At 70.0% G+C, this 23,465-nt stretch carries 19 protein-coding genes; 7 read left to right on the plus strand and 12 right to left on the minus strand.

From position 1 onward, the window contains the following. Positions 1-32 precede the first annotated feature (32 nt). Positions 33-929, plus strand: a complete 897-nt coding sequence (locus tag KME78_RS52330; RefSeq protein ID WP_219537516.1) for an SDR family oxidoreductase — start codon at positions 33-35, stop codon at positions 927-929. A 44-nt stretch (positions 930-973) separates the two neighbouring features. After that, positions 974-1,279, plus strand: a complete 306-nt coding sequence (locus KME78_RS52335; protein WP_219537517.1) for a MaoC family protein — start codon at positions 974-976, stop codon at positions 1,277-1,279. 409 nt (positions 1,280-1,688) lie between these two features. On the opposite strand, the gene KME78_RS52340 is transcribed toward KME78_RS52335, so the two are convergent. Beyond that, positions 1,689-2,300 carry a TetR/AcrR family transcriptional regulator gene (locus KME78_RS52340; RefSeq protein ID WP_219537518.1) on the minus strand — a complete coding sequence of 204 codons (612 nt, stop codon included), beginning with the start codon at positions 2,298-2,300 and terminating at the stop codon, positions 1,689-1,691. 100 nt (positions 2,301-2,400) lie between these two features. Here KME78_RS52340 and KME78_RS52345 point away from each other — a divergent pair, with 100 nt between their 5' ends. The 3 genes from KME78_RS52345 to KME78_RS52355 all read left to right on the plus strand — a co-directional run bounded on the left by KME78_RS52345 (position 2,401) and on the right by KME78_RS52355 (position 4,172). Further along, positions 2,401-3,555 carry an acyl-CoA dehydrogenase family protein gene (locus KME78_RS52345; protein ID WP_219537519.1) on the plus strand — a complete coding sequence of 385 codons (1,155 nt, stop codon included), beginning with the start codon at positions 2,401-2,403 and terminating at the stop codon, positions 3,553-3,555. 129 nt (positions 3,556-3,684) lie between these two features. After that, positions 3,685-3,990 carry a Rossmann-fold NAD(P)-binding domain-containing protein gene (locus KME78_RS52350; RefSeq protein WP_308127462.1) on the plus strand — a complete coding sequence of 102 codons (306 nt, stop codon included), beginning with the start codon at positions 3,685-3,687 and terminating at the stop codon, positions 3,988-3,990. After that, a complete protein-coding gene (locus tag KME78_RS52355; RefSeq protein WP_246654388.1) occupies positions 3,873-4,172 on the plus strand; it encodes a hypothetical protein in 300 nt (99 codons plus the stop codon). The genes KME78_RS52350 and KME78_RS52355 overlap by 118 nt, the downstream gene beginning before the upstream one ends. 264 nt (positions 4,173-4,436) lie before the next feature. On the opposite strand, the gene KME78_RS52360 is transcribed toward KME78_RS52355, so the two are convergent. Continuing rightward, positions 4,437-4,946: a VOC family protein gene (locus KME78_RS52360; protein WP_219537522.1), complete on the minus strand. Its 510-nt coding sequence runs from the start codon at positions 4,944-4,946 to the stop codon at positions 4,437-4,439. 155 nt (positions 4,947-5,101) lie between these two features. On the opposite strand from KME78_RS52360, the gene KME78_RS52365 reads away from it, so the two are divergent. Both KME78_RS52365 and KME78_RS52370 read left to right on the plus strand, forming a co-directional pair. Then, a complete protein-coding gene (locus tag KME78_RS52365; RefSeq protein WP_219537523.1) occupies positions 5,102-6,418 on the plus strand; it encodes an MFS transporter in 1,317 nt (438 codons plus the stop codon). A gap of 312 nt (positions 6,419-6,730) precedes the next feature. Beyond that, positions 6,731-7,501 (plus strand): PIG-L family deacetylase, encoded by a 771-nt coding sequence (locus tag KME78_RS52370; RefSeq protein ID WP_219537524.1) that lies wholly within the window; start codon positions 6,731-6,733, stop codon positions 7,499-7,501. A 424-nt stretch (positions 7,502-7,925) separates the two neighbouring features. On the opposite strand, the gene ettA is transcribed toward KME78_RS52370, so the two are convergent. The 10 genes from ettA to KME78_RS52420 form a co-directional block, all read right to left on the minus strand. Next, positions 7,926-9,590, minus strand: a complete 1,665-nt coding sequence (gene ettA, locus KME78_RS52375) for an energy-dependent translational throttle protein EttA (protein ID WP_219537525.1) — start codon at positions 9,588-9,590, stop codon at positions 7,926-7,928. A gap of 705 nt (positions 9,591-10,295) precedes the next feature. After that, on the minus strand, positions 10,296-11,588 hold the full coding sequence (locus KME78_RS52380; RefSeq protein ID WP_219537526.1) for a GGDEF domain-containing protein: 1,293 nt from the start codon (positions 11,586-11,588) through the stop codon (positions 10,296-10,298). 384 nt (positions 11,589-11,972) lie between these two features. Next, positions 11,973-13,232, minus strand: a complete 1,260-nt coding sequence (locus KME78_RS52385) for a single-stranded DNA-binding protein (RefSeq protein WP_219537527.1) — start codon at positions 13,230-13,232, stop codon at positions 11,973-11,975. A 251-nt stretch (positions 13,233-13,483) separates the two neighbouring features. Continuing rightward, positions 13,484-15,106 (minus strand): GTP-binding protein, encoded by a 1,623-nt coding sequence (locus KME78_RS52390; protein ID WP_219537528.1) that lies wholly within the window; start codon positions 15,104-15,106, stop codon positions 13,484-13,486. Next, entirely contained in the window at positions 15,103-17,397 is a 2,295-nt protein-coding gene (locus KME78_RS52395) for a GTPase (RefSeq protein ID WP_308127457.1), read from the minus strand. The genes KME78_RS52390 and KME78_RS52395 overlap by 4 nt, the downstream gene beginning before the upstream one ends. Before the next feature lie 524 nt (positions 17,398-17,921). Then, positions 17,922-19,154, minus strand: coding sequence for a uroporphyrinogen-III C-methyltransferase (gene cobA, locus KME78_RS52400; protein WP_219537529.1), 1,233 nt, complete (start codon positions 19,152-19,154; stop codon positions 17,922-17,924). 69 nt (positions 19,155-19,223) lie between these two features. Beyond that, positions 19,224-20,237: an agmatinase gene (speB, locus tag KME78_RS52405; RefSeq protein ID WP_246654367.1), complete on the minus strand. Its 1,014-nt coding sequence runs from the start codon at positions 20,235-20,237 to the stop codon at positions 19,224-19,226. Between the two features lie 10 nt (positions 20,238-20,247). Beyond that, positions 20,248-21,318, minus strand: a complete 1,071-nt coding sequence (gene cobT, locus KME78_RS52410) for a nicotinate-nucleotide--dimethylbenzimidazole phosphoribosyltransferase (protein ID WP_219537530.1) — start codon at positions 21,316-21,318, stop codon at positions 20,248-20,250. Between the two features lie 20 nt (positions 21,319-21,338). Further along, the gene (locus tag KME78_RS52415; protein WP_219537531.1) at positions 21,339-22,181 is read right to left on the minus strand and encodes a sirohydrochlorin chelatase; all 843 of its coding nucleotides are present in this window, start codon (positions 22,179-22,181) and stop codon (positions 21,339-21,341) included. Positions 22,182-22,246: 65 nt separating this feature from the next. Next, positions 22,247-23,422, minus strand: a complete 1,176-nt coding sequence (locus tag KME78_RS52420; RefSeq protein ID WP_219537532.1) for a bifunctional cobalt-precorrin-7 (C(5))-methyltransferase/cobalt-precorrin-6B (C(15))-methyltransferase — start codon at positions 23,420-23,422, stop codon at positions 22,247-22,249. Positions 23,423-23,465: the final 43 nt, after the last annotated feature.

Genomic DNA, 23,465 nt, shown 5'->3' on the forward strand with positions numbered 1-23,465 from the left:
ATCGTCAGGGCAGTCGAGGAGCGAGGTGCCACATGAGCGGGATCGTCGAGGGTCGCGTGGTGATCGTCACGGGCGCGGCCAGGGGCATCGGGCGCGGCCACGCGCTCGAGTTCGCCCGGCAAGGTGCGAAGGTCGTGGTCAACGACCTGGGCGCCGCGGTCGACGGCACGGGCTCGTCCGACGCGGCGGCCGCGGTGGTCGAGGAGATCGAGGCGCTGGGCGGAGAGGCGATCGTCAACGGCGAGGACGTCTCCGACTTCGACGGGGCGGCCCGGCTGGTCCAGGCGGCCGTCGACCGCTTCGGCGACCTGCACGTGCTGGTCAACAACGCGGGCATCCTGCGCGACCGGATGCTGGTCAACATGACGGCCGACGAGTGGGACGCGGTCATCAGGGTGCACCTGCGCGGCACGTTCGCGCCGCTGCGCCACGCGGCGGCCTACTGGCGGGCCAGGTCCAAGGCCGGCGAGCCGGTGGACGCGCGGATCATCAACACCACCTCCTCCTCCGGCATCTACGGCAACCCGGGCCAGGGCAACTACGGCGCCGCGAAGGCCGGCATCGCGGGTCTGACGGTCATCGCGGCCAAGGAGCTGGAGCGGTACGGCGTGACCGTGAACGCGATCGCCCCCGCCGCGCTCACCCGGATGACCGAGAACCTCGCCCCGGGCGGCACCGGCGCCGATCCCGACGACATCGCCCCGCTGGTGGTCTGGCTGTCCAGCGCCGAGGCCAGGGGCATCACCGGGCGGGTGTTCAACGTGCGAGCGGGGGTGATCAGCGTGGCCGAGGGCTGGCACGCCGGTCCCGGCGTCGACAAGGCCGGCCGGTGGGACCCGGCCGAGCTGGGCGCGGTCATCCCGGCCCTGGTCGACAAGGCCGCGCCCAACGCGCTGACCAACGGCCGGATCCCCGGACAGGAGGACTGACATGGCGCTCGACCACGACCTGGGCCCCGGACAGGAGGACTGACATGGCGCTCGACCACGACCTGATCGGCGTCGAGAGCCCGCCATACGACCGCGTGTGGTCGGCCAAGGACACCATGCTGTACGCGCTCGGCGTGGGCGCGGGAGTGTCGGAACTGGCCTTCACCACGGAGAAGGGGCAGCGGGTGCTGCCGACGTTCGCGGTGCTGGCCGCGCAGGCGCCGTCCGGGCGGCGGCTCGGCGACTTCGACCCCGCCCTGCTGGTCCACGCCGAGCAGGGTATGAACTGTTGCCGGCGCTCGCCGTGCGAACCTGTGGTTGCCCAAAGAACCGTGGTTTCTCTGGGCTGATCGACTGCGACTTACAGTGATCAGACGGTAATGTTCGGTAATAGCCGGGTGCCTGACTGCGCGCTCGGTCCCCGCCCCCACTGGTGTCCACACCGACGGGACAGCGTCCGGCGGGGCGGTGGCCCAAGAGCCGCACTCCCTCCAGGAATGCGGAGTCAGGCCCCGACAACGCGGTTCTCAACCACGGTCCGCCCGGCTCGCCGGACGGACGCGGCATCGGCTTCCACCAGATCGCCACCCAACCACGGTCGGCAGGCGATGAGGCTACGCCGATGTCCGTTTTACTCAGGTAAACACAGAGAGCCGAAGACGCTTTCGAGTTGCACCGGGAGCCCTCGGCGTCGGATGGCGTACAGACCAACGCGAAGGCGAGGGTGACCGTGGTGATCGACAAGGGGTCGGGCGGTGATCAGCCCTCGGCCAGCACCCTGAGGGGGTCGAGGCGGCGGATCAGCGTCATCGCCGCCTCGATCACCTCATGGGCGTCGTTCTCGGTGTCGCTGGTGGCGACCTCGCGGGCCGCCTCGCCGATGATGCTGGTCAGCGCGGCGACGGTGAACCGGTCGAGGGGGTCGGCGCCGGCGCCGAGCAGCACGGCGTTCTGGCGTACCCACTCCCGGCCCCGGGTGCGGCGGACCAGCTCGAACCCCGGCGGCCCATCGCCGTCGATGAACAGCCTGACCAGGTCGCGCCGCTCCCACGCGCCCGCGAGGTAGGCCCGCGCCCCGGCGATGAGCAGCTCGACGGGGTCGCCGACGCCCGCCTGCTTGGCCCGCGACACGCTGGCGGCCGCAGCCTCCTCGTGGGCCGCCTGGTGGTCCTCGTAGAGGGCGAGGAACAGCTCGGTCTTGCCGCCGAAGTGGTGGTAGAGGCTGCCGACGCTGGAGCCGGCGCGGGCCACGACCTCGGAGACGTTGGCCTCGGCGAAACCGTGCTCGCCGAAGACCTCGCGGGCCGCCATCAGCATGCTCTGGCGGGTCTGAGCCGTACGGCTCCACTCCCACGACGACTTCCTTGCCATGCGTCCCATCGTAGCGGGATCAATTCTAGAATTTGATTCTTGACAGAGCGCGCCCCGACTGGCTTCCTAGAGGAACGTTCTAGAAATTGGGGAGGCGGTCATGGACTTCTCGCTCAGCGCCGAGGAACGTCAGATCCGCGACACCGTCCGCTCCTTCGTCCAGAAGGAGATCATGCCGCTGGAGCCCGAGGTCCTGCGCAACGAGCGCGAGGGCCGCCCGGCGCTCGCCCCGGAGGTCCTCCGCGACCTGCGGGACAGGGCGCGGAAGATGGGCTTCTGGGGCATCAACACCCCCGAGGAGTACGGCGGAGCCGCGCTGGGCCCGGTCATGTCCGCGATCATCGTCATGGAGCTGGGCAGGAGTTTCGTCCCGTTCATGTTCGGCGGCAGCGCCGACAACATCCTCTACGCGGGCACCGCCGAGCAGCAGGCGCGATACCTGCTCCCGACGATCGAGGGCGAGCGCCGCTCCTGCTTCGCGATCACCGAGCCGGGCGCGGGCTCCGACGCGCGTAACATCCGCACCCGCGCGGTACGTGACGGCGCCGAGTGGATCATCAACGGGGAGAAGACGTTCATCACCGGCGGCAGCGAGGCCGACTTCGTCATGGTGTTCGCCGTGGCCGAGCCGTACGGCGTGACCTGCTTCCTCGTCGACCGCGACATGGGCTGGACATCCGAGCCGATCATGACCATGGGCGAATGGGGTCCGGCGTCGCTGGTGTTCCAGAACGTCCGGGTCCCGGAGGCGAACATCCTCGGCGAGTTGGGCAAGGGCTTCGAGCTGGCCATGCAGTGGATCGGCCAGGGTCGCTACATGATCCCGGCGCGGGCCATCGGCTCGGCCGAGCGCATGCTGGGGATGGCCATCGACTACGCCAAGATCCGCAAGTCGATGGGGCAGACGATCTCCGAGTACCAGGCGATCCAGTGGATGATCGCCGACTCGCAGGTGGAGATCGAGGCGGCCAAGTGGCTGACGCTGTACGCGGCCTGGCGGGTGCAGGAGGGCCTGGACGCCCGGCACGCCGCGTCGATCGCCAAGCTCAACGGCGCGATCATGGCCAACCAGGTCGTGGACCGGGTGCTGCAGATCCACGGCGGCATGGGCTACACCAAGGAGTTGCCGATCGAACGCTGGTATCGCGAGCTGCGCCTGCTGCGCATCTTCGAGGGCACCGACGAGATCCAGCGCCGCACGATCGCCCGCAACCTGATCAAGGGCCACGCCCGTCTGGGCACCATCGGGGAGTGACGTGTCGGTCGAGGCACTGTTCAACCCGGGGTCCATCGCGCTGGACCAGTCGGGGTGGTCGATCAGCACGCTGGTCAACCTGCCGGTTTCGCGGGGCCCGTTCACCTGGTCAACCCGCGCGGCGGGACCGTGCACGGCTCGCCTGCCCATCGGAGTCTGGCCGCCGTTCCCGGGCCGGTCGATCTGGCCTACGTCATGGTGCCGACGTCCGCGGTGCTGGGGGTGCTGCGGGAGGGGGCCAAGCTGGGGATCCGGAGTTACGTGATCCTCACGGCGGACGCTACATCAACGCCGCCGCCGGCATCACTCCGTACGTGCTGCCCATCCCCCAGTCCCTGCTGCGCGGATCGGTGGGGGTCGTGCTGCAGAGCGGGGCGCCGGCCGGCTCCGTGCTCGGCTTCGCGCAGGCCCGCAACGTCGGCATCAGCCTGCTGACCTCGATGGGCAACGAGGCGGTCGTGACCGTCACCGACGTGGTCGACCATCTCGTCATCGACCCCGCCACGAAGGTGATCGCGCTGTCCCTGGAGACGATCAGGGATCCGGCCGAGTTCGCGCGCTCGCGCTCTCGCCGACCTGGAGGCGCGCGCCTCTGGTGCCTTGCCGGCCGCACCTGACGAGGCACCGTCGGCCGAGCCGCCCGGATAGCCTGCCTCGACCGGCGCGGGTGGGGGGCTGACAGGAGCTGTCCGCTGGCTCGGTCGGCGCCCGCCTCTCCTCAGCCCGCGCCCGAAGAGTCGATCTTGGTCGGCGCGCCTAATAAGCCGGCCTCGACCGGCGCAAGCGGCGAGTCGGCCCCGGCCCGCCCGAAGGGTCGGCCTTGGTCGGCGCGGGTGGGGAATCTCAGCCCGCGCCCGAAGAGTCGGTGTTGGTCGGCGCGCCTAGGGGCTGGGGACTCCGTTGCCGTTGCGGCCGCGACCGGCGAGCACGTCGTCCAGCGACGGCCGGGGCTCCGCGCCTCGGGGACCCACCTGGGCGAGCTGGATCAGTACGCCGTGCGCCTCCTTGGGGTGCAGGAACACCTCACGCCAGCGCTGGTCGCGGACGTTCAGGCCGTGGAGCCGGTAGCCGCGCCCGGTCAGCCTGGCCACGGCGGCGTCGAGGTCGTTGACGTGGAAGTTGAGGTGGTGGACGCCGCCCCTGCCGCGGGTCAGCTCGAAGAAGCTGTCGAAGAAGTCCGACCCGGCCAGCGGCTCCATCAACTCGACCTTGCCGCCGCCCTCGTACGTGAGCTGCAGGGTGCGGTAGCCACTCCGCCGGTTGTCGCCACCTCCGCCGAGATGCCGACCCCCGAGCAGGTCGCGATAGAGCGGCAGCAGGTCCCGGATACGGGGCGCCGCCACGGCTGTGTGGTCGAAGGTCACCTCTAGCCCGTCCAGTTCCAGGTCCATACCCGACTCCCTTCCTAGAATCTGATTCTAAATCTTAGCGGAGCGCACCGCACTCTTGACGTGGGGCGTTGTGAGGCGCAGCATTTCGGAAACGGATTCTAGAGCTAACTTCTAGAACTCGTGGCGAGGGGCCTGCACGACGAGAAAGGCGAGTCATGAGGCTGTCCTACGTTCGCGAACTCGACGAGTACCCCACCGGCGCCCGACGCATGAAGATCCTCGCGATGGCCGTGCTCGCCATCCTCATCGGTTCGTACGAGGGGCAGATCGCCCCCGTGGTCCCGCTGCTGCTCAAGGACCTGCACATGACGCTGGCCGCCTACGGCGCCGTGTCGGGCGCCGCAGCCGTCGCCGGGGCGATCGCCTCCATCCTGGGCGGCCGGCTCACCGACCGGCTCGGCCGGGTGCGGCTGCTGGTGCCCCTGATGATGCTGACCGCCGTGTGCTGCTTCGCCATGACGCTCGTGCACAGCTCGCGCGACCTGCTGCTCGCCCGCATCCTGCTGGCGTTCGTGGACGGCGTCGCCATGGCCAGCACCGCGCCCCTGGTCCGCGACTTCTCGCCGCGGCTGGGCCGGGCGCAGGCGTTCGGCTTCTGGACCTGGGGGCCGGTCGGCGCCAACTTCCTCGCCGCGGCCATCGCGGGCTGGACACTGCCGATCTTCAACGACTCGTGGCGCTCGCAGTTCGTCATCATGGGCTGCTTCTCGCTGGTGATCTCGCTCGTCATCGCCGTCAACATCGCCGACCTCTCCCCCGAACTGCGAGCCAGGATCCAGCACACCGAACAGGCCGCCACCCAGGTCGTCGATCTGAGCGAGCCGGCCCGCCTCCGGTCGCTGTTCGCCAGGCGCAACATCTGGGCGCACGTGGTGGGCATCTCGCTCTGGCTGGTGCTCTACCTCACGCTGTCGCTGTTCGGGCCGACGATGCTCGTCCAGTCACTCGGCATCAGCACCGCCCAGGCGTCCACCATCATGGCGGCGTTCTGGAGCCTGAACCTGATCACGCTGATCATCACCGGGCGCCTCTCGGACCGTACGCAACTGCGCAAGCCGTTCTCGCTGGGCGGCACGATCGCCGCGGTGCTCGTCACCGCCTACCTCGCCGTCGCGCTCGGCCAGGAAGGCGTCTCGACGGGCACGCTCATGCTGGTGGGCGCCCTGCTCGGCGGCTCGCTGGGCGTGGCGTACGCGCCCTGGATGGCCAACTACTCCGAGGACGCGGAGGACGCCGACCCGCGCCTGCAGGGTACGGCCTGGGGGCTGTTCGGGTTCCTCACCAAGGGCATCGCGGTGATCGGCCTGCTCGTCATCCCGTACGTGGTCAAGGCCACGAACTGGCAGACCTGGCTGTTCATCGCGCTCGGCTGTCTGATCCTGTTCATCCCGGCGATCGTCATGTTCAACGGGCCGTGGCGGCGCACCGCCCGCACCCCTGTCACCGTCGCCCTCGGGGAGGCCGAAGGGTGACCGAGCTGCCCGCCGTCGCGGCGTCGGAGCATGTCGATGTCGAGATGCTCCGTCGCGGCGTCGGAGCATCTCGACATCGACGACATGCTCGCCTTCGTCCCAGACGTCGTCCACCGGCGCGTGCCCGCGAGGGTCTGCCGTTGATACGCCGGTCGCGCCGGATGGCGGGCTGAGCATCCAGACGGGCAACTATGCGCAGGTCACGGCTGCCGACCATCTCCACGGAGGTGGTCGGCTCGCGAGACTCTGCCACAACGAAACACTGCTCGGCGCTACGATGGGCGGCCAATTGATCAGCTCATCCAGGAGGGCATGTCAGTGGATTTCGGGGTGCTGGGCGTACATGCGCATCCGGACGACGAGGCGATCTGGACGGGTGGGACCCTGGCCAAATACGCCGACGAGGGGGCGAGAACCGCCGTCGTCACCTGCACCTGGGCAGCGGGCACCCAACGGGCCGGTGAACTGGCGCGTTCTCTGGACATCCTCGGCGCGGGCGAACCACGGCTGCTCGGCTACGCCGACGCGGGCAAGGCCGAGTCCGCGCCAGGCAGCCCCCGCTTCGTGGACGTGCCCCTCGACGAGGCGGTGGGACGGGTGGTCGAGCACATCAGGGAGTTCAGGCCCGACGTCGTGCTCACCTTCGATGGGTACGGGTCTTCCGGACATCCCGACCACGTGCATGTGCATCGGGTGACCATGGCCGCGGTCGAAGCGGCCGGCTACGACCAGCTCTACCCGGACGCGGGCGATCCCTGGCGACCGCGTGCCCTCTATCTGGCGACCATTCCGCGATCGGTCGTGATCTCACACTGGCAGGCGGTGTTCGGAACGCCTCCAGAGGCGGGCCAGACACTGCCGGGCGTCTCCGATGAGCAGGTCACCACCCACCTCGACGTCGAACGGTGGGCTGAGCGCAAGTGGGCGGCCATGCACGCGCACGAGTCCGAGGTCGGACGTGGCGCGTCGATGACCTTGCTCACTTCACTGCCGGAGCAGGCCCGCGCCCAGATGCTGGCGAACGAGTGGTATCGACGCGTCTCCTACACCGGTACCCGGGAGACCACCCTCACAGGGCCTTGATCTTGCCTCTTTGAGTTTGCGGCGAGGCACCGCCAAGCCCAGATCGCCACCCCCTGAGGGAGGAGTTACCCCCAGGGGGAGGAGTCACCCCCAGGGGGAGGAGTCACCCCCAGGGGGAGCCACCCTCTTTAGGCGAGCCGATCCCCTCGGGACGAGCCACCCCCTCCGGGCGAGCCATCCCCTTGGGGCGAGCCACCCCCTCGGGACGAACCACCCTCTCGGGACGAGCCACCGCCAGGGTGGCTGCCCGAATCTGGTCTGAGCCTGTTGAACGCGGCGACACCCACGACTCCCAAGAACAACGACAGCGGCCCCGTGATCACGGGGCCGCTGCTTTCAACTATCTCGCCAACGGTGTCTGTCGTACGGAGGGCGGCCGACCGTACACGGACATGAAACGCCCAACCGCCTCCACCGAGGGAGATCAGTCGCGGTGGAGCTTGCGGTAGGTGATGCGGTGGGGGCGAGCGGCATCCGCGCCCAGGCGCTCGATCTTGTTCTTCTCGTAGTCGGCGAAGTTGCCCTCGAACCAGAACCAGTTCGACCCTTCCTCCCACGCCAGGATGTGCGTGGCGATGCGGTCGAGGAACCACCGGTCGTGGGAGGTGATGACCGCGCAGCCCGGGAAGTCGAGCAGCGCGTTCTCCAGCGAGGAGAGCGTCTCGGTGTCGAGGTCGTTGGTGGGCTCGTCGAGCAGGAGGACGTTGCCGCCCTGCTTGAGGGTGAGCGCCAGGTTGAGGCGGTTACGCTCGCCGCCCGACAGGACGCCGGCCTTCTTCTGCTGGTCGGGCCCTCTGAAGCCGAACGCCGCGATGTAGGCGCGGGACGGCATCTCGACGTTGCCGACCTTGATGTGGTCGAGCCCGTCGGAGACGACCTCCCAGACGTTCTTGTTGGAGTCGATGCCGCCGCGGCTCTGGTCGGCGTAGGAGATCTTGACGGTGTCGCCGACGGTGATCGAACCGCTGTCGGGCGTCTCACCGCCGGTGATCATGCGGAACAGCGTGGTCTTGCCGACGCCGTTGGGGCCGATGACGCCGACGATGCCGTTGCGCGGCAGGTCGAACGTCAGCTTCTCCATGAGCAGCCGGTCCTCGAAGCCCTTGGTGAGGTCTTCGGACCTGATCACCGTGGTGCCCAGACGGGGGCCCGGCGGGATCTGGATCTCGTCGAAGTCGAGCTTGCGGTGCTTGTCGGCCTCGGCCGCCATCTCCTCGTAGCGCTGCAGACGCGCCTTGCTCTTGGTCTGGCGGGCCTTCGGGTTGGAGCGAACCCACTCCAGCTCGTCTTCGAGGCGCTTCTTGCGCTTGACGTCCTTCTGGCCCTCGACCTTGAGGCGCTGCGTCTTGGCCTCGAGGTAGGTGGAGTAGTTGCCCTCGTAGGCGTAGGCGCGGCCGCGGTCGAGCTCGAGGATCCACCCGGCGACGTTGTCGAGGAAGTAGCGGTCGTGGGTGACGGCCAGAACGGTGCCCGCGTACTTCTCCAGGTGCTGCTCCAGCCACTGCACACTCTCGGCGTCGAGGTGGTTGGTGGGCTCGTCGAGCAGCAGGAGGTCGGGGGCCTCCAGCAGCAGCTTGCACAGGGCGACGCGGCGGCGCTCGCCACCGGACAGCGTGGTCACGTCGGCGTCCGGGGGCGGGCAGCGCAGGGCGTCCATGGCCTGTTCGAGCTGGCTGTCGACGTCCCACGCGTTACGGTGCTCAAGCTGGTCCTGCAGCTTGCCCATCTCGGCGAGGAGCTCGTCACTGTAGTCGGTGGCCATCTCCTCGGCGATCGCGTTGTAGCGCTCGAGCATCGCCAGCGTCTCGGCGACCCCCTCCTGCACGTTGCCGAGGACGGTCTTCTCCTCATTGAGCGGGGGCTCCTGCTGGAGCATGCCCACGGTGAAACCCGGCATGAGCTTGGCCTCGCCATTGGACGGCTGCTCCAGGCCGGCCATCATCCGGAGCAGCGTCGACTTTCCGGTGCCGTTCGGGCCGAGGACGCCGATCTTGGCTCCCGGCAGGAACGACAGCGTGACGTCGTCAAGGACAACCTTGTCGCCGTGCGCCTTGCGCACGCGCTGCAGCGTATAGATGTACTCCGGCATGGCATCTAGCTTAGGGGCTCTCGACCCGGGCTTCCGCCGCTCCACCGCCCAACTGCGATATAACCGGCCGGACAGGCGCGTCTTGCGGGGGGACGGTGATGCGCATGGGCATGGTGGTGGAGGTCTCGTCGCGTGGGACGATCCCGCTGCGGCTCGTCGGGCGGCCACCTCTCCGGTGACGTGGACCGCTTGATGACGTGAATGGGGATCGTTATTCGTCGTTGCCGGTCCTGACGGCTGGAGCCCCTGTGGTCGAAGGGCCGTTGCCGGGTTCGCGCCCTCTCTCGACCCGCTCGTCTGCCTCGTGCTCATAGTTCTTCGACGTAGTCGGCAGGGCTGTCGTCGGGTGGGTTGGCGTACAGGCGTTGGCAGCGGTCGTTGACGTGGCCAAGGCGGCGTTGAGTTCTGGGAAACCAGGTACGGCGGACCCCAGACGGCCGAACATCGGCGAGCACGCCGAAATCAGGAACGGCGCCAGACGATCGACCCTCCCTTAGATACAGGAAAACCAGGTACGGCCAACCCCAGGCAGCCGAACATCGGGGAACACGAGGAAATCGGGTGCGACATCAGGCGGCGGGGTCTTCGGGGAGCACGAGGAAACCAGGCACACCCTCAGGCCGCCGAGCCTCCGCAAGGACGCGGAAACCAAGTACGGCCACAGGCCGCCGAAGCTCTACAAGAGCGAGGAAATCGGATGCGGCGTCAGGCGGCGGGGTCTTCGGGGAGGGCGGGTGGGGATGGTTGGACGGCGGGGATGCAGACGCGGTCGCGGCCGAGTTCTTTCGCCCGGTACAGGGCCAGGTCGGCGGCGGCCAGGAGTTCGATCAGGTCGTCGCCGTGGACGCTCATCAGGGCCACGCCCGCCGAGACGGTGACGCTGATCATCGCGTCATCGGCCGGGACGGCCATGCGGCCGATGCAGTAGCGGAGGCGTTCGGCCACTCGGCGGGCCTCGTGGACGTCGGCGCGTGGCAGGAGGACCACGAACTCCTCCCCGCCGAAGCGGCCCACCACGTCGTAGTCACGCAGTTGGCTGCGGAGGGTGGCCGCGACGCCGACGAGAACCTGGTCTCCGGCGAGGTGGCCGTGCTTGTCGTTGACTTGTTTGAAGTGGTCGATGTCGATGATCAGGAGGGCGAGCGTCTCGCCGGTGCGGCGGGCGCGGACGATCTCGGTGTCGGCCTCCCGCTGCCAGGCGGCGGCGTTCAGCAGGCCGGTCTTGGAGTCGGTGCGGGCCGCCGCCTGAAGCTGGGCGTGCAGGAGGCTGCGCTGGAGGAGGACGACCGGCGGCAGGGCGAGGATCAGCAGGGCGAGGTTGAGCCCGCAGGCGATCGCGACCGTGACTCCGAGGCAGAGCTCCACGACGTCGAGGAGCACGCTCTCCCTGTCCCAGAGCACCTCGCGCCAGGAGATGTCGGGGTTGGCGGTATGCGCGGCGATCGCGATGAGGATGGTGTTGAGCAGGGCGAAGATCGTGGCGGCGGCGACCGCGAAGGCGATCGGGGGGCCGCTGCCCCGCGAGAGCACCGCCGAGTTGGGCACGAGCCAGTGGAACGTCATGGACGCCGTGCAGGCCGCCAGCCCGATGACCGCCGCGCTGCACACCCGGCGATAGAGGACCGTCGCACGGACCCGCCATTGCAGCAGGACCTGGAGCACGATCGGGGCGAACAGGGAGTAGACCGGCGGCAGCAGCAACGCCACCGGCAACCACCACGCTGACAGCAGGTCACGGGACACACCGGCGGGCATGCCCAGGCGTCTGGTGGCCTCGATGCAGACTGCCCCGCACCCCATGAGGGCGGCGAACGTCAGTAGTTCCGGCCATCGAAGCACGGTTGTCGTCATGAAATAGACGGTCGCGGCGAGATTGAGGATGACAATTCCGCCCAGGTAGTACAGAAGCGTGCGGCGCTGTCCGAGCAGCGGCCAGCGGTCGGCCAGTGTTGACACACCGTTGCGAGGCTTGACCGAGGTGTGACTGGTCGCCGCCATCTCGTCCCCTCCCTGACTAACGATGTGTAACACATTAATTGCGGAGTGTGCGTTGCGCGATGGGAACCCACTACGTTTGACGTTGTGACCACATACGTGCTGTAGTCGGCGAATGACACCGCTCACTCCGCGAGCGGACCGTGCTCGGAAAGGAGCAGCCATGGTGCAGGGCGTGACCTGGACCTGAATGACGCTCTAGTCATCTGAAACCGGCAACGCCATCGGCCGAGTTTCGGTGCCAGGTCCTTCGGGGCTCCATGGCATCACCGCGTACGGCCGGTGCACCCCTCCCTCCCGCTCTCTCTCCTTGCGGGCGCATGAGCGGGCACCGGCTTGATCGACCGATGCTCCGCTCATGCGTGAGCCGTCGTGCCACAGAGCCCGCTACGCTGCCGCCCGCTCCTCCGTCGGCCAACCGGCGTCCTCTGCCTCGGCCTCGTTGTCGTCAGCGCCCAAGATCCGTACGGTTGCGCTGCTGCTCCTGTCTGTGTGGGTGAGAGTGGCTGCGGACGGAGACCCCTGTGACGAACCACCGGCCGACGAACGACCGGCTGACAGACCACCGGTAGATGAAGCACCCGTAGGCGTATAGGCGGTTGGCGCAGGATTGGTTGGCGCGGCACCGATTGGCGTAGGACCGGTGGGCGCGGCACCGGTTGGCGAAGCATCCGTCGGCGAAGGGCCGGTTGACGCGGCACCCGTTGCCGGCGAGGCGGATCGCTTGGTGCTGGGCTGCTTGGTGGCTGAGGTGCCGCCGCTCTGCTTGGTGGCGCTGGTGCCTTCGAGGGTGCGGCTGCGGCGGGAGCCGGTGCCGAGCACGCTGGCGGATGTCTGCTCCTTGGCGCTGCCGGCCAGTGCACGCCCTTCTCCGACCGGGCCGCTCTCCCCGAACGTGTGCGTCTGTGAAGTCGAGCGATCCTGCTGCGAGATCGGGCGGTCCGGCGAGGCCGCGACCCCGTCCGCGAGAGCTCGCGTCTCCGCCAGGTGGTCGGGCGCGCGCTTCTGCTCCTCTGCGACGCGAACTACGGCACCTTCATCCATCCGCGCGTCCGCCCGCACGTCCGCCCTAATGACGGCCTGAGCATCCGCCCGCTCGTCGGCCCGCCCATCCATCCGCGCATCCACCTGAGTAACGGCCTGAGCATCCGCCCTGGCATCCGATCGAGTGTCCAGCCGGGTTGCCGCGTGGCGGTCGGGGGTGGGTTTGGCGCCCAGGGCCCAGTCCTGGGTTTCCTCGTCCAGGCGGTCGCGCATCTCCTTGCTCACCGAGACGGTGCCGCCGCCGCGCTCCGGCTTGGCGAAGACGCCCGTGCCCCAGCGCAGGTCGTGGCCCACCGCGCTGGCCTCCACCTCGGGCATGAAGCGCCGGTCGCCCTCGGGGCCGAACTCCCTGATGCGGAGCTTGCCGGAGACGACCACAGGCTGCCCTACCTGCACAGATTTGGCGACATTGTCGCCGAGCGCGCGCCAGCAGCGGACCGCGAAGCACACCCGCTCCCCGTCGGCCCACTGCCCGGTCTTCTTGTCGAAATAACGGTGGGTGGTGAGCACGCGGAGCGAGGTCACCCTGGCCCCGTCGTCGAAGCTGTATTGCCGTGGCTCTGCTGCGACGTTGCCGGTGAGCGTGATGTAGATGTCGTTCATCCCGTTGCCTCCCCTGTGGCGGGCGGAGTGCCCGCGACCTGGGAATACGGTGCCTCAGGAGGGCATGAGCGGGAGGAGGCGAACGGGGTTCTGTGGATAAGGCCGCCGCTGGGGCGGTGGCCTGTGGACGGTGGCGCCCGGATCGACCGCGTACAGCACCGCGGAAGCCGACCCCTTACGGAGAAGAAGCCGACCACACACAGCGAACCGACTCCATACAGAACCGACTACATACAGAACAAGCAGCGAAGTCAGCCGGACAAGCCGCGCATGGCGCTGTAGAAGGCGTGGTGGCGGCCGAGTTCGCGTTCGACCGGCTCCACCACCATGTTCTCCGACACCGCGGCCACCCGGCGGCGCATCTCCCGCTCCAGCCGTTCGCGTTCCCTCGACGCTCCGAGCACGACGAAGTTGCGCGACGCGATGCCTGACAACGCCCCCAGCCCCAGTACGGAGGCCATCATCAGCCCCACCCAGGGCAGCGCGGCGCTGTCGCCGAGCAGTTGGAGAGCCGCAGGCAGCTGGCCGGGGACGGTCAGCCCCACCGCCAGCCAGGCCACTCCGCCGACGAAGGCTCCGACCAGGAAGTACTGCCAGATCTTCAGCAGCCGCCACCAGCCAGGAACCCGGTCGAGCTCGGGCGCGACCTCCGTGAGGTCCTCGGTCAGCGCCTTGGGCAGCTGGCTGGAACGGGAGCGGGCCGCGCGGTGCACGGCAGTGCGCCACACCGGGTGCATCCCGGCCGTCAGCCCGTCGGCCAGCGCCTGCACGGCGTTGGACACCTCGGCGGCCTGCGCGCTCACCGACCCGGTGGTGATGCCGCGGATCTCGTCGCTGACATCGTCCAGGCGTAGCGATTTGAGCGGATCCGGACGGAACTTGGCCAGCCAGCGCGGGTACGGCCAGCCCACCCAGCGGCTCGACCGTTCGGCGTAGACGTTCTCCATGGCCTCGCCCACGGCCGGAACACCCACGGCGTCGCAGAGCGCGTCCGTCAGGCCGAGCCTGCGGGCCTCGTCGACCGTCGCCGGCGCGGAGAGCGCCTGGCCGACCGGCATGGTCTGGGACAGGCGCTGCTCCAGTCGGCGCAGGTCGGCTTCGATCTTGTGGATGGCCGCCCGCCGCCGGCTGACCGCGCTCGAGATGACGCTCTTGAGGCTGTCGACGCCCCGGCCGCTGACCGCTGAGGTGGGCACCACGCTGGGATGTTCGACGCCTTCGCGGCGGAGCAGGTCGTTGAGGTCGATGACCAGCTCGGCGAGCTCTTCGGGGCTGAGCCGGTCGGCCTGGTTGAGCGCGAACACGGTCACCGCCTCGTGCCCGGCCAGTTCGGCGACGTAGCGCCGGTGCGTGGAGGCGTCGGCGTATTTCTGCGGGTCGAGCACCCACACCACGAGGTCGGCCAGGCCGATGAGCCGGTCGGCCTCGGTGTCGGTGAGTGCCCTGATCGAGTCGTGGTCGGGCAGGTCGAGCAGGATCAGCCCGTGGAGCTGGCTCTCGCCCTTGTCCAGCGCGCTGGCGCGGGCGAAGCGGTGGCGCCACTGGATCTGCAGCCAGTCGAGCAGCGGCGCGGCACCCTCCAGGCCCCACACGCAGGCGTGGGTACGGGCGGTGGTGGGCCGGCGCACGCCCGTGGGCGACAGCTCCAGCCCGGAGATCGCGTTGAACAGCGACGACTTGCCGCTGCCGGTGCCCCCGGCAAGGGCGACGACGGTGTGCTCCGACGACAGCTTGAGCCGGTCGCCGGCCCGCGTCAGCAACGTGCTCGCCTCGGAGAGCAGCTTCTGGTCGAGCCGCCCGGGCCCGAGCTCGACGATCTTGGTCAGCGCGGTCAGCCGCGGAGCCAGGCCCGGCCTGGTGGTGACGGCGGTCATCGAGCGACCTCGAGGTTGTACGTCGCCTGGTAGAGGCGGGTCGCGATGGATTCGTCCGGTATCCCGGCCGAATCGAGCGCTTGCACGTAACGCATGGATTCCTCGTCGAACAGCATGCCGATCCTGGCTCGAAGGTCACTGAGCGCCTTGGCGCCGATGCCGCGCAACGACTCGGCACCGAGCAGCGCGTTGACCAGCCGGTGCGGGACGCCCTCGACGGTGCCGCCGCTGAACATCGCGACCATGAAGATCAACGATAGCGAGTCGGCGTCAAACGATACGAATTTGGACACCGATCGCTTGGCCACGCCCTCCGTACGTACGAGCTCCGTGACGTGCTCCTGCCAGGCGGCGATGGCCCTGGCGGCATGACGTACGAGCTCGTCGGAAGGGCCGTCGAGGCCGGCGCCGATCGTGCCGCCCAGCTCCGAGCGGTGCCGCCAGCGGGCGACCACCTCCTCGGCGGCGCGGTTGGCGGCGGCGACGATCAACGACTCCAGGCCGGCACGCAGCGCCGTTCGGAACGCCGTGACGCGCTCGGGCGCCTGCCTGCCCGACCTGCCCCGCTTGCGGAACTGGATGGTGCGCATGAGGTCGCCGGACCCGGCGAAGTCCTGCCAGCGAGCCAGCACCTCACCGTGGACCAGCATGCCGTTTCTGGTCGCCTTGTCGATCTCGGCGAGCGCGCTCATGTAGGCGGCTTCCACGTCCGCGCGGAGCTCCGTACGGAACGCGACCTGCCCCTCCAGGTGCCTGGCCAGCGCGGGGACGCGGGTGCGGAAGCTGTCGAGCACACCGTTGAGCGTCTCGTGTACGGCCTGCGCGCGGCGGTCCTCGTCGACGGAGAGCTCGGCCAGCCAGAGGCGCAGATCGGTCATCTCGTGGTCGGGCAGCCTGCCGTCGACCACCTTCGCCTCGCCGATGACGAACCTGTCGACCTCGCCCAAGCCGTATTCGGTGAGCATCCGGACGAAGTGCTTCAGCACGACCTCACGTGCCTTGGGCTGGACGCGCGAGAGCACGATGGCCAGCCGGGCGCCGCGTTCCTTGGCCAGGCGAAGGAGGTTCCAGGCGGGGGCGTCGGCGTAGCGGGCGGCGGTGGTGACGAAGATCCACAGGTCCGCGGCGTCGAGCATGCGGTGCGCGATCTCGTGGTGCTCCTCGACGACCGAGTCGATGTCGGGGGTGTCGAGCAGCGCGACGCCCTGCGGCAGCTTCTCGGTCGCGACCACGACCAGGCTGCCGAGACCGGCTTCGGGCGACGGCTTGTCGATCCGCCGCAGACCGCCGAGCACATCACCCTTGGTGAACCACTGCCGGTCGTCCGGGTGGCAGACCAGCACGGGGATGCCGGTGGTGGGCCGCCGTACGCCGGTGCGGGAGATGTTCTTCTCGGCGAGGGAGTTGACCAGGGTGGACTTGCCCGCGCCGGTCGAGCCCGCGACCACTATGAGGGCGGGCGCGGTGTTCGTCCGTACTCTCGGGAGCACGTAGTCCTGGAGCTGGGCGAGCAGGTCGGCGCGGGCCTGCCTGGCCTCGGCCGCGCCCGGCAGGTCCAGGCCGAACCGCAGGTCGGACACGCTCTCGCGAAGCGCGTTGAGCGCCGCCGTCAGCGCCGCGACCATCTCGGGAGGTAGCGGCTCGATCCGCGGTGCGGGGGGCCTCCCACCAGCGGGCTTTCCCGCCTCCGCAGCCTCATCGGGTACGGCCCCCGCGTCAGGTACGGCCTGCGGGCCCGAGTCTTGCTGCGGGTCCGGGAAGTGCCAGGCGGACGGCTCCGGGGCGGCGTCCGCCGATCCCTCGGGCTCGTCCTCGGCGGACTCGTCGGTCTCGGCGGGCTCGACCCGCGCCTGGGGCTCATCGAGTGTCAGGAACCCGGCCGGTTGCTGAGGCTCGTCGGCCTCCGCAAGCGCCGCCCGCGCCTGCTGCTCCGCGAGCTTCGCCCGCGCCTCCGCCTCGTCGAGCTCCCTGAGCCAGGCCGGCTCCGCGGGCTCGTCGAGCTCCGCGAGCTCGGCCGGTTCCACGAACTCGGCCGACTCCGCAGGCTCGGCCGGTTCCACCAACTCGGCCGATTCCGCAGGCTCGGCCGATTCCGCAGGCTCCTCGTCAGACGGAGCCTCGGGCTCCTCCAGCTCCGCCCGCACGTCAGGCTCCTCGTCAGCCGGATCGTCCAACTCGGCCCATGCCTCCGGCTCTTCGGGGTCCGATGCGCCGACATCAGACGACGCCTCAGGCCCGTCAGAGGGATCTTCGGACGATGCCTCAAGCTCCGCCGACTCGCCGGACGACACGTCAAGCTCCTCCGGCTCTTCGGAGTCCGACGCTCCGGCATCGTCCGCATCGCCGACATCAGACGACGTTTCAGGCCCGTCAGACGGCTCCTCGGACGACGCCTCAAGCTCCGCCGGTTCGCCGGGAGACTCTCCGGCCGAAGCCGGGGCCTCCCCCTCGGCCGCAGAGTCCGACGATGACGCCGCAGACTCGTCCTCGGCCGCAGCGGCCGCTGGCGGCACCGCAGACTCGTCTTCGTCCTCGTCCTCGGCGGCCGGCGGTGGCACCGCGGACTCGTCTTCGGCAGCAGAGACCGATGGTGACGCCGCAGACTCAGCTTCGGCCGCAGCGGCCGATCGTGGCAGCGCGGACTCATCATCGGCCGCAGTGGCCGATCGTGGCTCATCATCGGCCGCAGTGGCCGATCGTGGCTCATCATCGGCCGCAGTGGCCGATCGTGGCGCCGCGGACTCGTCCGTGATGGCGCGGAAGCTCAACGTCTGCTCCCCAGGCGACTCCTGGCGCCCGTCATCCATGGCCGCGCTCACGGCAGACGCCCCGCTCGAACCATCTCGACCTCCTGGCCGACCCTTACGACGTCGCCGACGATGACGATCGCCGGCGGCCGTATACCAGCCGCGGACACGCGGTCGGCCACGGTGGAAAGTGGAGCCACAACCGCCCGCTGGGTCGGAAGAGTACCGTCCTGTACCACCATTACGGGAGTCTCCGGAGGGCGTCCATCTCTCAGGAGTGCCTCGGCCACCTTCGCCAGCCTCTCGACGGCCATCATCAGCACCAGCGTGCCCCGCGAGCGGGCCAGCCCCGGCCAGTCGACGGTCGACTGGGGGTCGTCCGGCGCGACGTGCACGGAGATCACGTGAAACTCCTGGCTGACCCCGCGATGCGTCACCGGAACCCCGGCCGCGGCGGGCACCGCCACGGCGCTGGTGATGCCGGGAACCACGAGGACCGGGATGCCCGCGCGGGCACAGGCGATCATCTCTTCGCCGCCGCGCCCGAACACGAACGGGTCGCCGCCCTTGAGCCGGACCACGAACTTGCCCTGTCTGGCCCGGTCGATGAGCAACTCGTTGATGGACTCCTGCGAGAGCGACCTGCCATAGGGCACCTTGGCCGCGTCGATGAGCTCGACGTCGGGCGCGAGCTCGTCGAGGAGGGCCCGGGGCGCGAGCCGGTCGGCGACCACCACGTCGGCCTGCGCGAGGAGCTGCCGCCCCCGCACGGTGATCAGGCCGGGATCGCCGGGGCCGCCGCCGACCAGGGCCACGCCGACGGGTTTGGTGCGGCTGCGGCGGGCGTCGACCGTGCCGTCGCGCAGCGCGCCCACGACCGCGTCCCTGATGCCGGCCGCCCGGCGCGGGTCGCCGCCGGCGGTCACCGCCACCGTGATCTCGTCGACCCGCCCGGAGGCGGGAGTCCAGGCGGCGGAGGCGTCCTTGTCGTCGGCGCGCACGCACCAGATCCGCTTGGCCTCGGCCTCGGCGGCGACGGCGGTGTTGACGGACCTGTCGTCGGTGCAGGCCTGGACGAGCCAGGCTCCGTCGCAGTCGCCGACCTCGTAGGGCCGGGCGTGCCAGGTGATCCGGCCGGTGGCGATCAGGTCGTCGAGAGCCGGCGTGACGCTCGTGGACACCACGGTGACCTCGGCACCGGCCTCCAACAGTGCCGGAACTCTTCGCTGGGCGACACGCCCGCCGCCCACGACGAGGACCCGGCGCCCGGAAAGCCGCAGGCCAAGGAGGTAGGGGCCCATGCTGGGGAATCTCCCGTTCGCGAAGCTTGGTGTGTTAAGAGGTAAACCTACCGGGTCTTACCGAGAGATTTATCGGCCGTCAAGAAGCGGCTGGTGAGGATCCCAGCGGGGCCCGCCATTATCGTCTTTCCGGCGTCTGGCCATCGCTGACAGCGCCTCAAGGATAACCCGGTTCCCGAGGAACGCGGTGATGTCCGCATGATCGTACGGCGGAGCCACCTCGACCACCTCCATGCCGGCCACCGGCAGTTCGTAACAGATCCGCCGGACCGAGTCGAGGAGCTGCCTGGCCGACAGCCCGCCCGGCTCCGGTGTGCCGGTGCCGGGCGCGTGCCCGGGGTCGCAGACGTCGATGTCGACGGACAGGAAGATCTGGTCGCACTCGTCGAGCGCGATGCCGAACGCCTCGGTCAGGCACTCCTCCAGCCCCCGGGCGACGATCTCGGTCATCTCGTACGAGCGCATGTGCTGCTCGGCCATCCAGCCGAGCGTCTCGGGCTCTGGCCAGTAGCCGCGCAGGCCGATCTGCAGGAACCGGTCACCGCGGATGGCACCGGACTCGATCAGCCGGCGCATCGGCTGGCCGTGGCCGTACAGGTGGCCGAAGGCGATGTTGCCCGTGTCGGCGTGCGCGTCGAAGTGGATCATCGAGGTGCGGCCCGGCTCGTACGCCCTGGAGGTGCCCCTGGCGTCGGGCAGCGCGACCGTGTGGTCGCCGCCCAGGACGAGCGGCACGGCACCGGAGGCGGCGACGCGGTGGACCGCGTCCTCGATGGCGGCCAGTGAGGACTCGACGTCGCCGGAGTAGCACTCGACGTCGCCCGCGTCGAGCACGCGCAGGTCCTTGAGCGCGTCCACGCGCAGCGCCAGGCTGGGCCTGGAGCCGTCGTGCGGCAGGTAGCAGGCCTGCCGCAGGGCCATCGGGCCGAACCTGGCCCCGGGACGGTTGGAGGTCCCACCGTCGAACGGAGCCCCGATGATCACTACGTCGGCGCCCGCGTAGGTCGCCGGATCGCCGACGTCGCACCGATCGACGCCAAGGAAGGTGATATCGGGCCCGTACATGGGGCCGTATCTCGACATAGCCCCATCATCACACGGGTTTTTCCGTCACTCCCGCCGAGTCGAAGGTGGCGACCTCGTGCATGACGCGTACGGCGGCGCAGACGATCGGGTAGGCCAGCAGCCCGCCGGTGCCCTCCCCGAGCCGTAGCTCCAGGTCCACCAGGGGGCGCAGGCCGAGGTGTTCGAGGGCGGCGGTGTGGCCGACCTCGGCCGAGCGGTGCCCGGCGACGCAGTGGTCCAGGGCGGCGGGGTCGAGCGCCGCCGCGACGAGGGCGGCCGCCCCGGCGATGACCCCGTCGAGGATCAGCGGCACGCGGGCCGCGGCGCCGCCGAGGATGAAGCCCACCAGCGCCGCGTGTTCGAAGCCGCCCACGGCGGCCAGCGCCCGCAGGGCGTCGGTGGGCAGGGTCATGACGGAGTTGACGCCGTTCACCCGGAGCGCCTCGCGGATCACCTCCACCTTGCGGGCGTGGGTCTCGTCGTCGATCCCGGTGCCCCGGCCCGTGACCTCGACGGGGTCCCGGCCGGTGAAGGCGGAGATCAGCGCGGCGGAGGCGGTGGTGTTGGCGATGCCCATGTCGCCGGTGATCAGGCAGCGGGCGCCGCCCGCCACCAGCTCGCGGGCCACCGAGATGCCGGCTTCCAAAGCTTGTACGGCCTGATCCACCGTCATGGCCGGACCCACGGACAGATCGTCGGTGCCGTAGCCGATCTTGCGCTTGACCAGGCCCGGCGCGTCGGGCAGGTCCGCCGCGACACCGATGTCGACCACGGTCACCGTCGCGCCCACCTGCTTGGCGAAGGCGTTGGCCACCGCGCCGCCCGCCAGGAAGTTGGCCACCATCTGGACCGTGACCTCCTGCGGCCACGGGGTGACGTTCCGGGCGTGGACGCCGTGGTCGGCGGCGAAGATGGCCAGGGCCGCCGGCTCCGGGATGGGCGGCGGGGTGGCGCCCGCGGCGCCCGACAGACGTACCGCGACCTCTTCCAGCGCGCCGAGCGAGCCGCGCGGCTTGGTGAGACGGTCCTGGTAGGCCCGGGCGTCGGCGATGGCGCGCGGGTCGGCGGGGCGAATCGCGGCGAGCGTCTCAGCGAGCACGGCTTACCTCCGGGTAGGGGTCAGGGGACCAGTTGGAGCGCTTCCTCGTAACGGTCGATGACGACATCGGCCAGGGTCTCGCAGTCACCGATCACCTCGGCGCAGCGGATGTCGAGCTCGGGGTGGCCGGCGCCATAGGCCAGCGCCTGCGCCCACACGCGCTCCAGCATCCCGCCCGCGAACAGCAGGTACGGCACGACGATCACGCGCTTGGCACCCAGGCGGCGGCAGCGTTCGAGCCCGCCGGGGACCCCGGGCGGCGTGACCGAGACGAAGGCGGTCTCGACCGTCATGAAGTCATAGGCGTGCGTCTCCCAGAACAGCCGCGAGACGCGGTGGATCTCGGCGTTGCCCGCCGGGTCGGTGGAACCCTCGCCGACCAGGACGACCGCGGTCTCTCCCGGCTCGATGTGGGCGGGCAGCTCGATGGCCGCCGAGTCGACGGACCGCAGCCGCGGCCGGCCGCCGACCAGCTCCAGCGGGCGCAGTTTGGGCATCTCGGTGGCGGCGTCGTTGAGCCGCTCGGCCAGCAGCGCGAGCACGCGCGGGTCGGGCCCGAGCGGGCGGCCGTAGTCGCACATCAGCGTCGGGTGGCGTTCCTGCACCCGCGCCATCTCGGCGGGGAACTCCGTGCCCACCCGGTTGAGGCTCAGCGGCAACGCCACCAGGCGGTGGTGTCCCCGGGCGACCAGGGAGGCGACGGACTCGCTCACCCGTGGCGTGGCGCGCTCGAGATAGCCGCCGGAGACGTCGGCGGCCCGCTGGTCCAGACGGCATCGGAGCCTGTGGACGAACCTGCCGAACTCTGCGGAGTCGGCGTCATCGTTCGAGCCCTGCCCGATGAGCAGGAGCGGGGGCTTCATTGAGGGATTCTCCGGTGCGTAGGCAAGACACGCGAGGATAACCGATGCGTGCCGGTTGGGACAGGTCACGCCACACGCGAGGGGGTCGCGTGCACGACGAAGACTGGGTCGGCCGCGGTCAGGCTATGCGATCCGTCCGGCTGAATGGTGAGCTTTGAGGCGATTATCTGCGTGCCCTCGGCACGATAGCCGTGCTCGCGGAGCCGGTCGAGCACCGCGGCGACCCGTTCGACCGACTTGAGCGCGCAGACCAGCGTACGGGGGTGGCGGGCGGCGCAGGCGACGATGACGTCGGCCCCGCCCCCGCCGACGAACACCGCGTCGGGATCGGGCAGCGGTTCGAGCGCGGGTGGCGCCTGGCCCCTGGCCAGCGCCACCTTGACGCCGTGTTCGAGCACCGCGGCGCGCAGCCGGGCGCAGGCCGCGTCGTCACGCTCGACGGCCACGACGGCCGCGCCGAGCCTGGCGCACTCGACGGCGATCTCACCGGAGCCGGCGCCCACGTCCCACACCAGGTCGCCGAGCCTGGGGCCGAGCTTGGCCAGGATGTACGCCCTGACCTCGGCCGGGATCGCGGTCGCGAACGGCAGCGCCCACTCGGCCGGCCCCGGCTGCGCACCCGCCACCCAGCCGGGCTCTCTGGCCTGGTGGAGGGGGTCGATGACGAGCACCACGTCGGGGTCCTTCCACGGCCGGGTGGTGGCCTCACCCATGCGGCTGTGCGTGATCCGCTCGTCGGGCCCGCCGATGTCCTCGCAGACGATGAGCTCGCGCGGGGTGGTGGGCGCCAGCTCACGGGCGATGTCACCGGGCCCGACGCCGGGCGCGACCAGCAGGGCCACCTTGGGGTGCGCCCTGCAGGCGTTGACCACGCGGTTGAGCTGGTGCGGACCGGCCGGGGCGACGACCAGGGCGTCCTCCCAGTTGAGCCCGGCGCGGGCGAAGGCGCGGGTGACCAGCGAGGTGGCGGGGAGCACGTCGGGCTTGAGCCCGTGGGCACGCAGCCTGCGTACGACGCCGAAGAAGCCGGGGTCACCCTCGGCGACGACCACGGCGGCGCCCTCGCCCTGCTCGAAGTGGCTGTCGAGGGTCTGGAGCAGCGATCCGTCGGCCACGACCGGCGCGGTCAGCTTGAGCTGCCCGATGATGGCGTCGGGCCCCACCACGAGCGTCGCTCCGCGCAGCCGCTCGACCGCCCTGGCCGACAGCTCTGATCCGTCCCACCCGACCACTGTGATCATGCGCCTCACCACCTCACCACTAAGGGTGACTGTTGCCGAGGAC

It is taken from the genome of Nonomuraea guangzhouensis, from assembly GCF_019396345.1.
GTDB lineage: Bacteria > Actinomycetota > Actinomycetes > Streptosporangiales > Streptosporangiaceae > Nonomuraea > Nonomuraea guangzhouensis.

What these genes read in the sequence shown, in the direction of transcription:
- KME78_RS52385 (WP_219537527.1), bottom strand. Translation starts at nt 13,232, where the DNA reads ATGAACGACATCTACATCACGCTCACCGGCAACGTCGCAGCAGAGCCA.
- KME78_RS52330 (WP_219537516.1), top strand. Translation starts at nt 33, where the DNA reads ATGAGCGGGATCGTCGAGGGTCGCGTGGTGATCGTCACGGGCGCGGCC.
- KME78_RS52335 (WP_219537517.1), top strand. Translation starts at nt 974, where the DNA reads ATGGCGCTCGACCACGACCTGATCGGCGTCGAGAGCCCGCCATACGAC.
- KME78_RS52380 (WP_219537526.1), bottom strand. Translation starts at nt 11,588, where the DNA reads ATGGCGGCGACCAGTCACACCTCGGTCAAGCCTCGCAACGGTGTGTCA.
- speB (WP_246654367.1), bottom strand. Translation starts at nt 20,237, where the DNA reads ATGTCGAGATACGGCCCCATGTACGGGCCCGATATCACCTTCCTTGGC.
- KME78_RS52390 (WP_219537528.1), bottom strand. Translation starts at nt 15,106, where the DNA reads ATGACCGCCGTCACCACCAGGCCGGGCCTGGCTCCGCGGCTGACCGCG.
- KME78_RS52340 (WP_219537518.1), bottom strand. Translation starts at nt 2,300, where the DNA reads ATGGCAAGGAAGTCGTCGTGGGAGTGGAGCCGTACGGCTCAGACCCGC.
- cobA (WP_219537529.1), bottom strand. Translation starts at nt 19,154, where the DNA reads ATGGGCCCCTACCTCCTTGGCCTGCGGCTTTCCGGGCGCCGGGTCCTC.
- KME78_RS52365 (WP_219537523.1), top strand. Translation starts at nt 5,102, where the DNA reads ATGAGGCTGTCCTACGTTCGCGAACTCGACGAGTACCCCACCGGCGCC.
- KME78_RS52415 (WP_219537531.1), bottom strand. Translation starts at nt 22,181, where the DNA reads ATGAAGCCCCCGCTCCTGCTCATCGGGCAGGGCTCGAACGATGACGCC.
- KME78_RS52370 (WP_219537524.1), top strand. Translation starts at nt 6,731, where the DNA reads ATGTCAGTGGATTTCGGGGTGCTGGGCGTACATGCGCATCCGGACGAC.
- KME78_RS52360 (WP_219537522.1), bottom strand. Translation starts at nt 4,946, where the DNA reads ATGGACCTGGAACTGGACGGGCTAGAGGTGACCTTCGACCACACAGCC.
- KME78_RS52420 (WP_219537532.1), bottom strand. Translation starts at nt 23,422, where the DNA reads ATGATCACAGTGGTCGGGTGGGACGGATCAGAGCTGTCGGCCAGGGCG.
- KME78_RS52345 (WP_219537519.1), top strand. Translation starts at nt 2,401, where the DNA reads ATGGACTTCTCGCTCAGCGCCGAGGAACGTCAGATCCGCGACACCGTC.
- ettA (WP_219537525.1), bottom strand. Translation starts at nt 9,590, where the DNA reads ATGCCGGAGTACATCTATACGCTGCAGCGCGTGCGCAAGGCGCACGGC.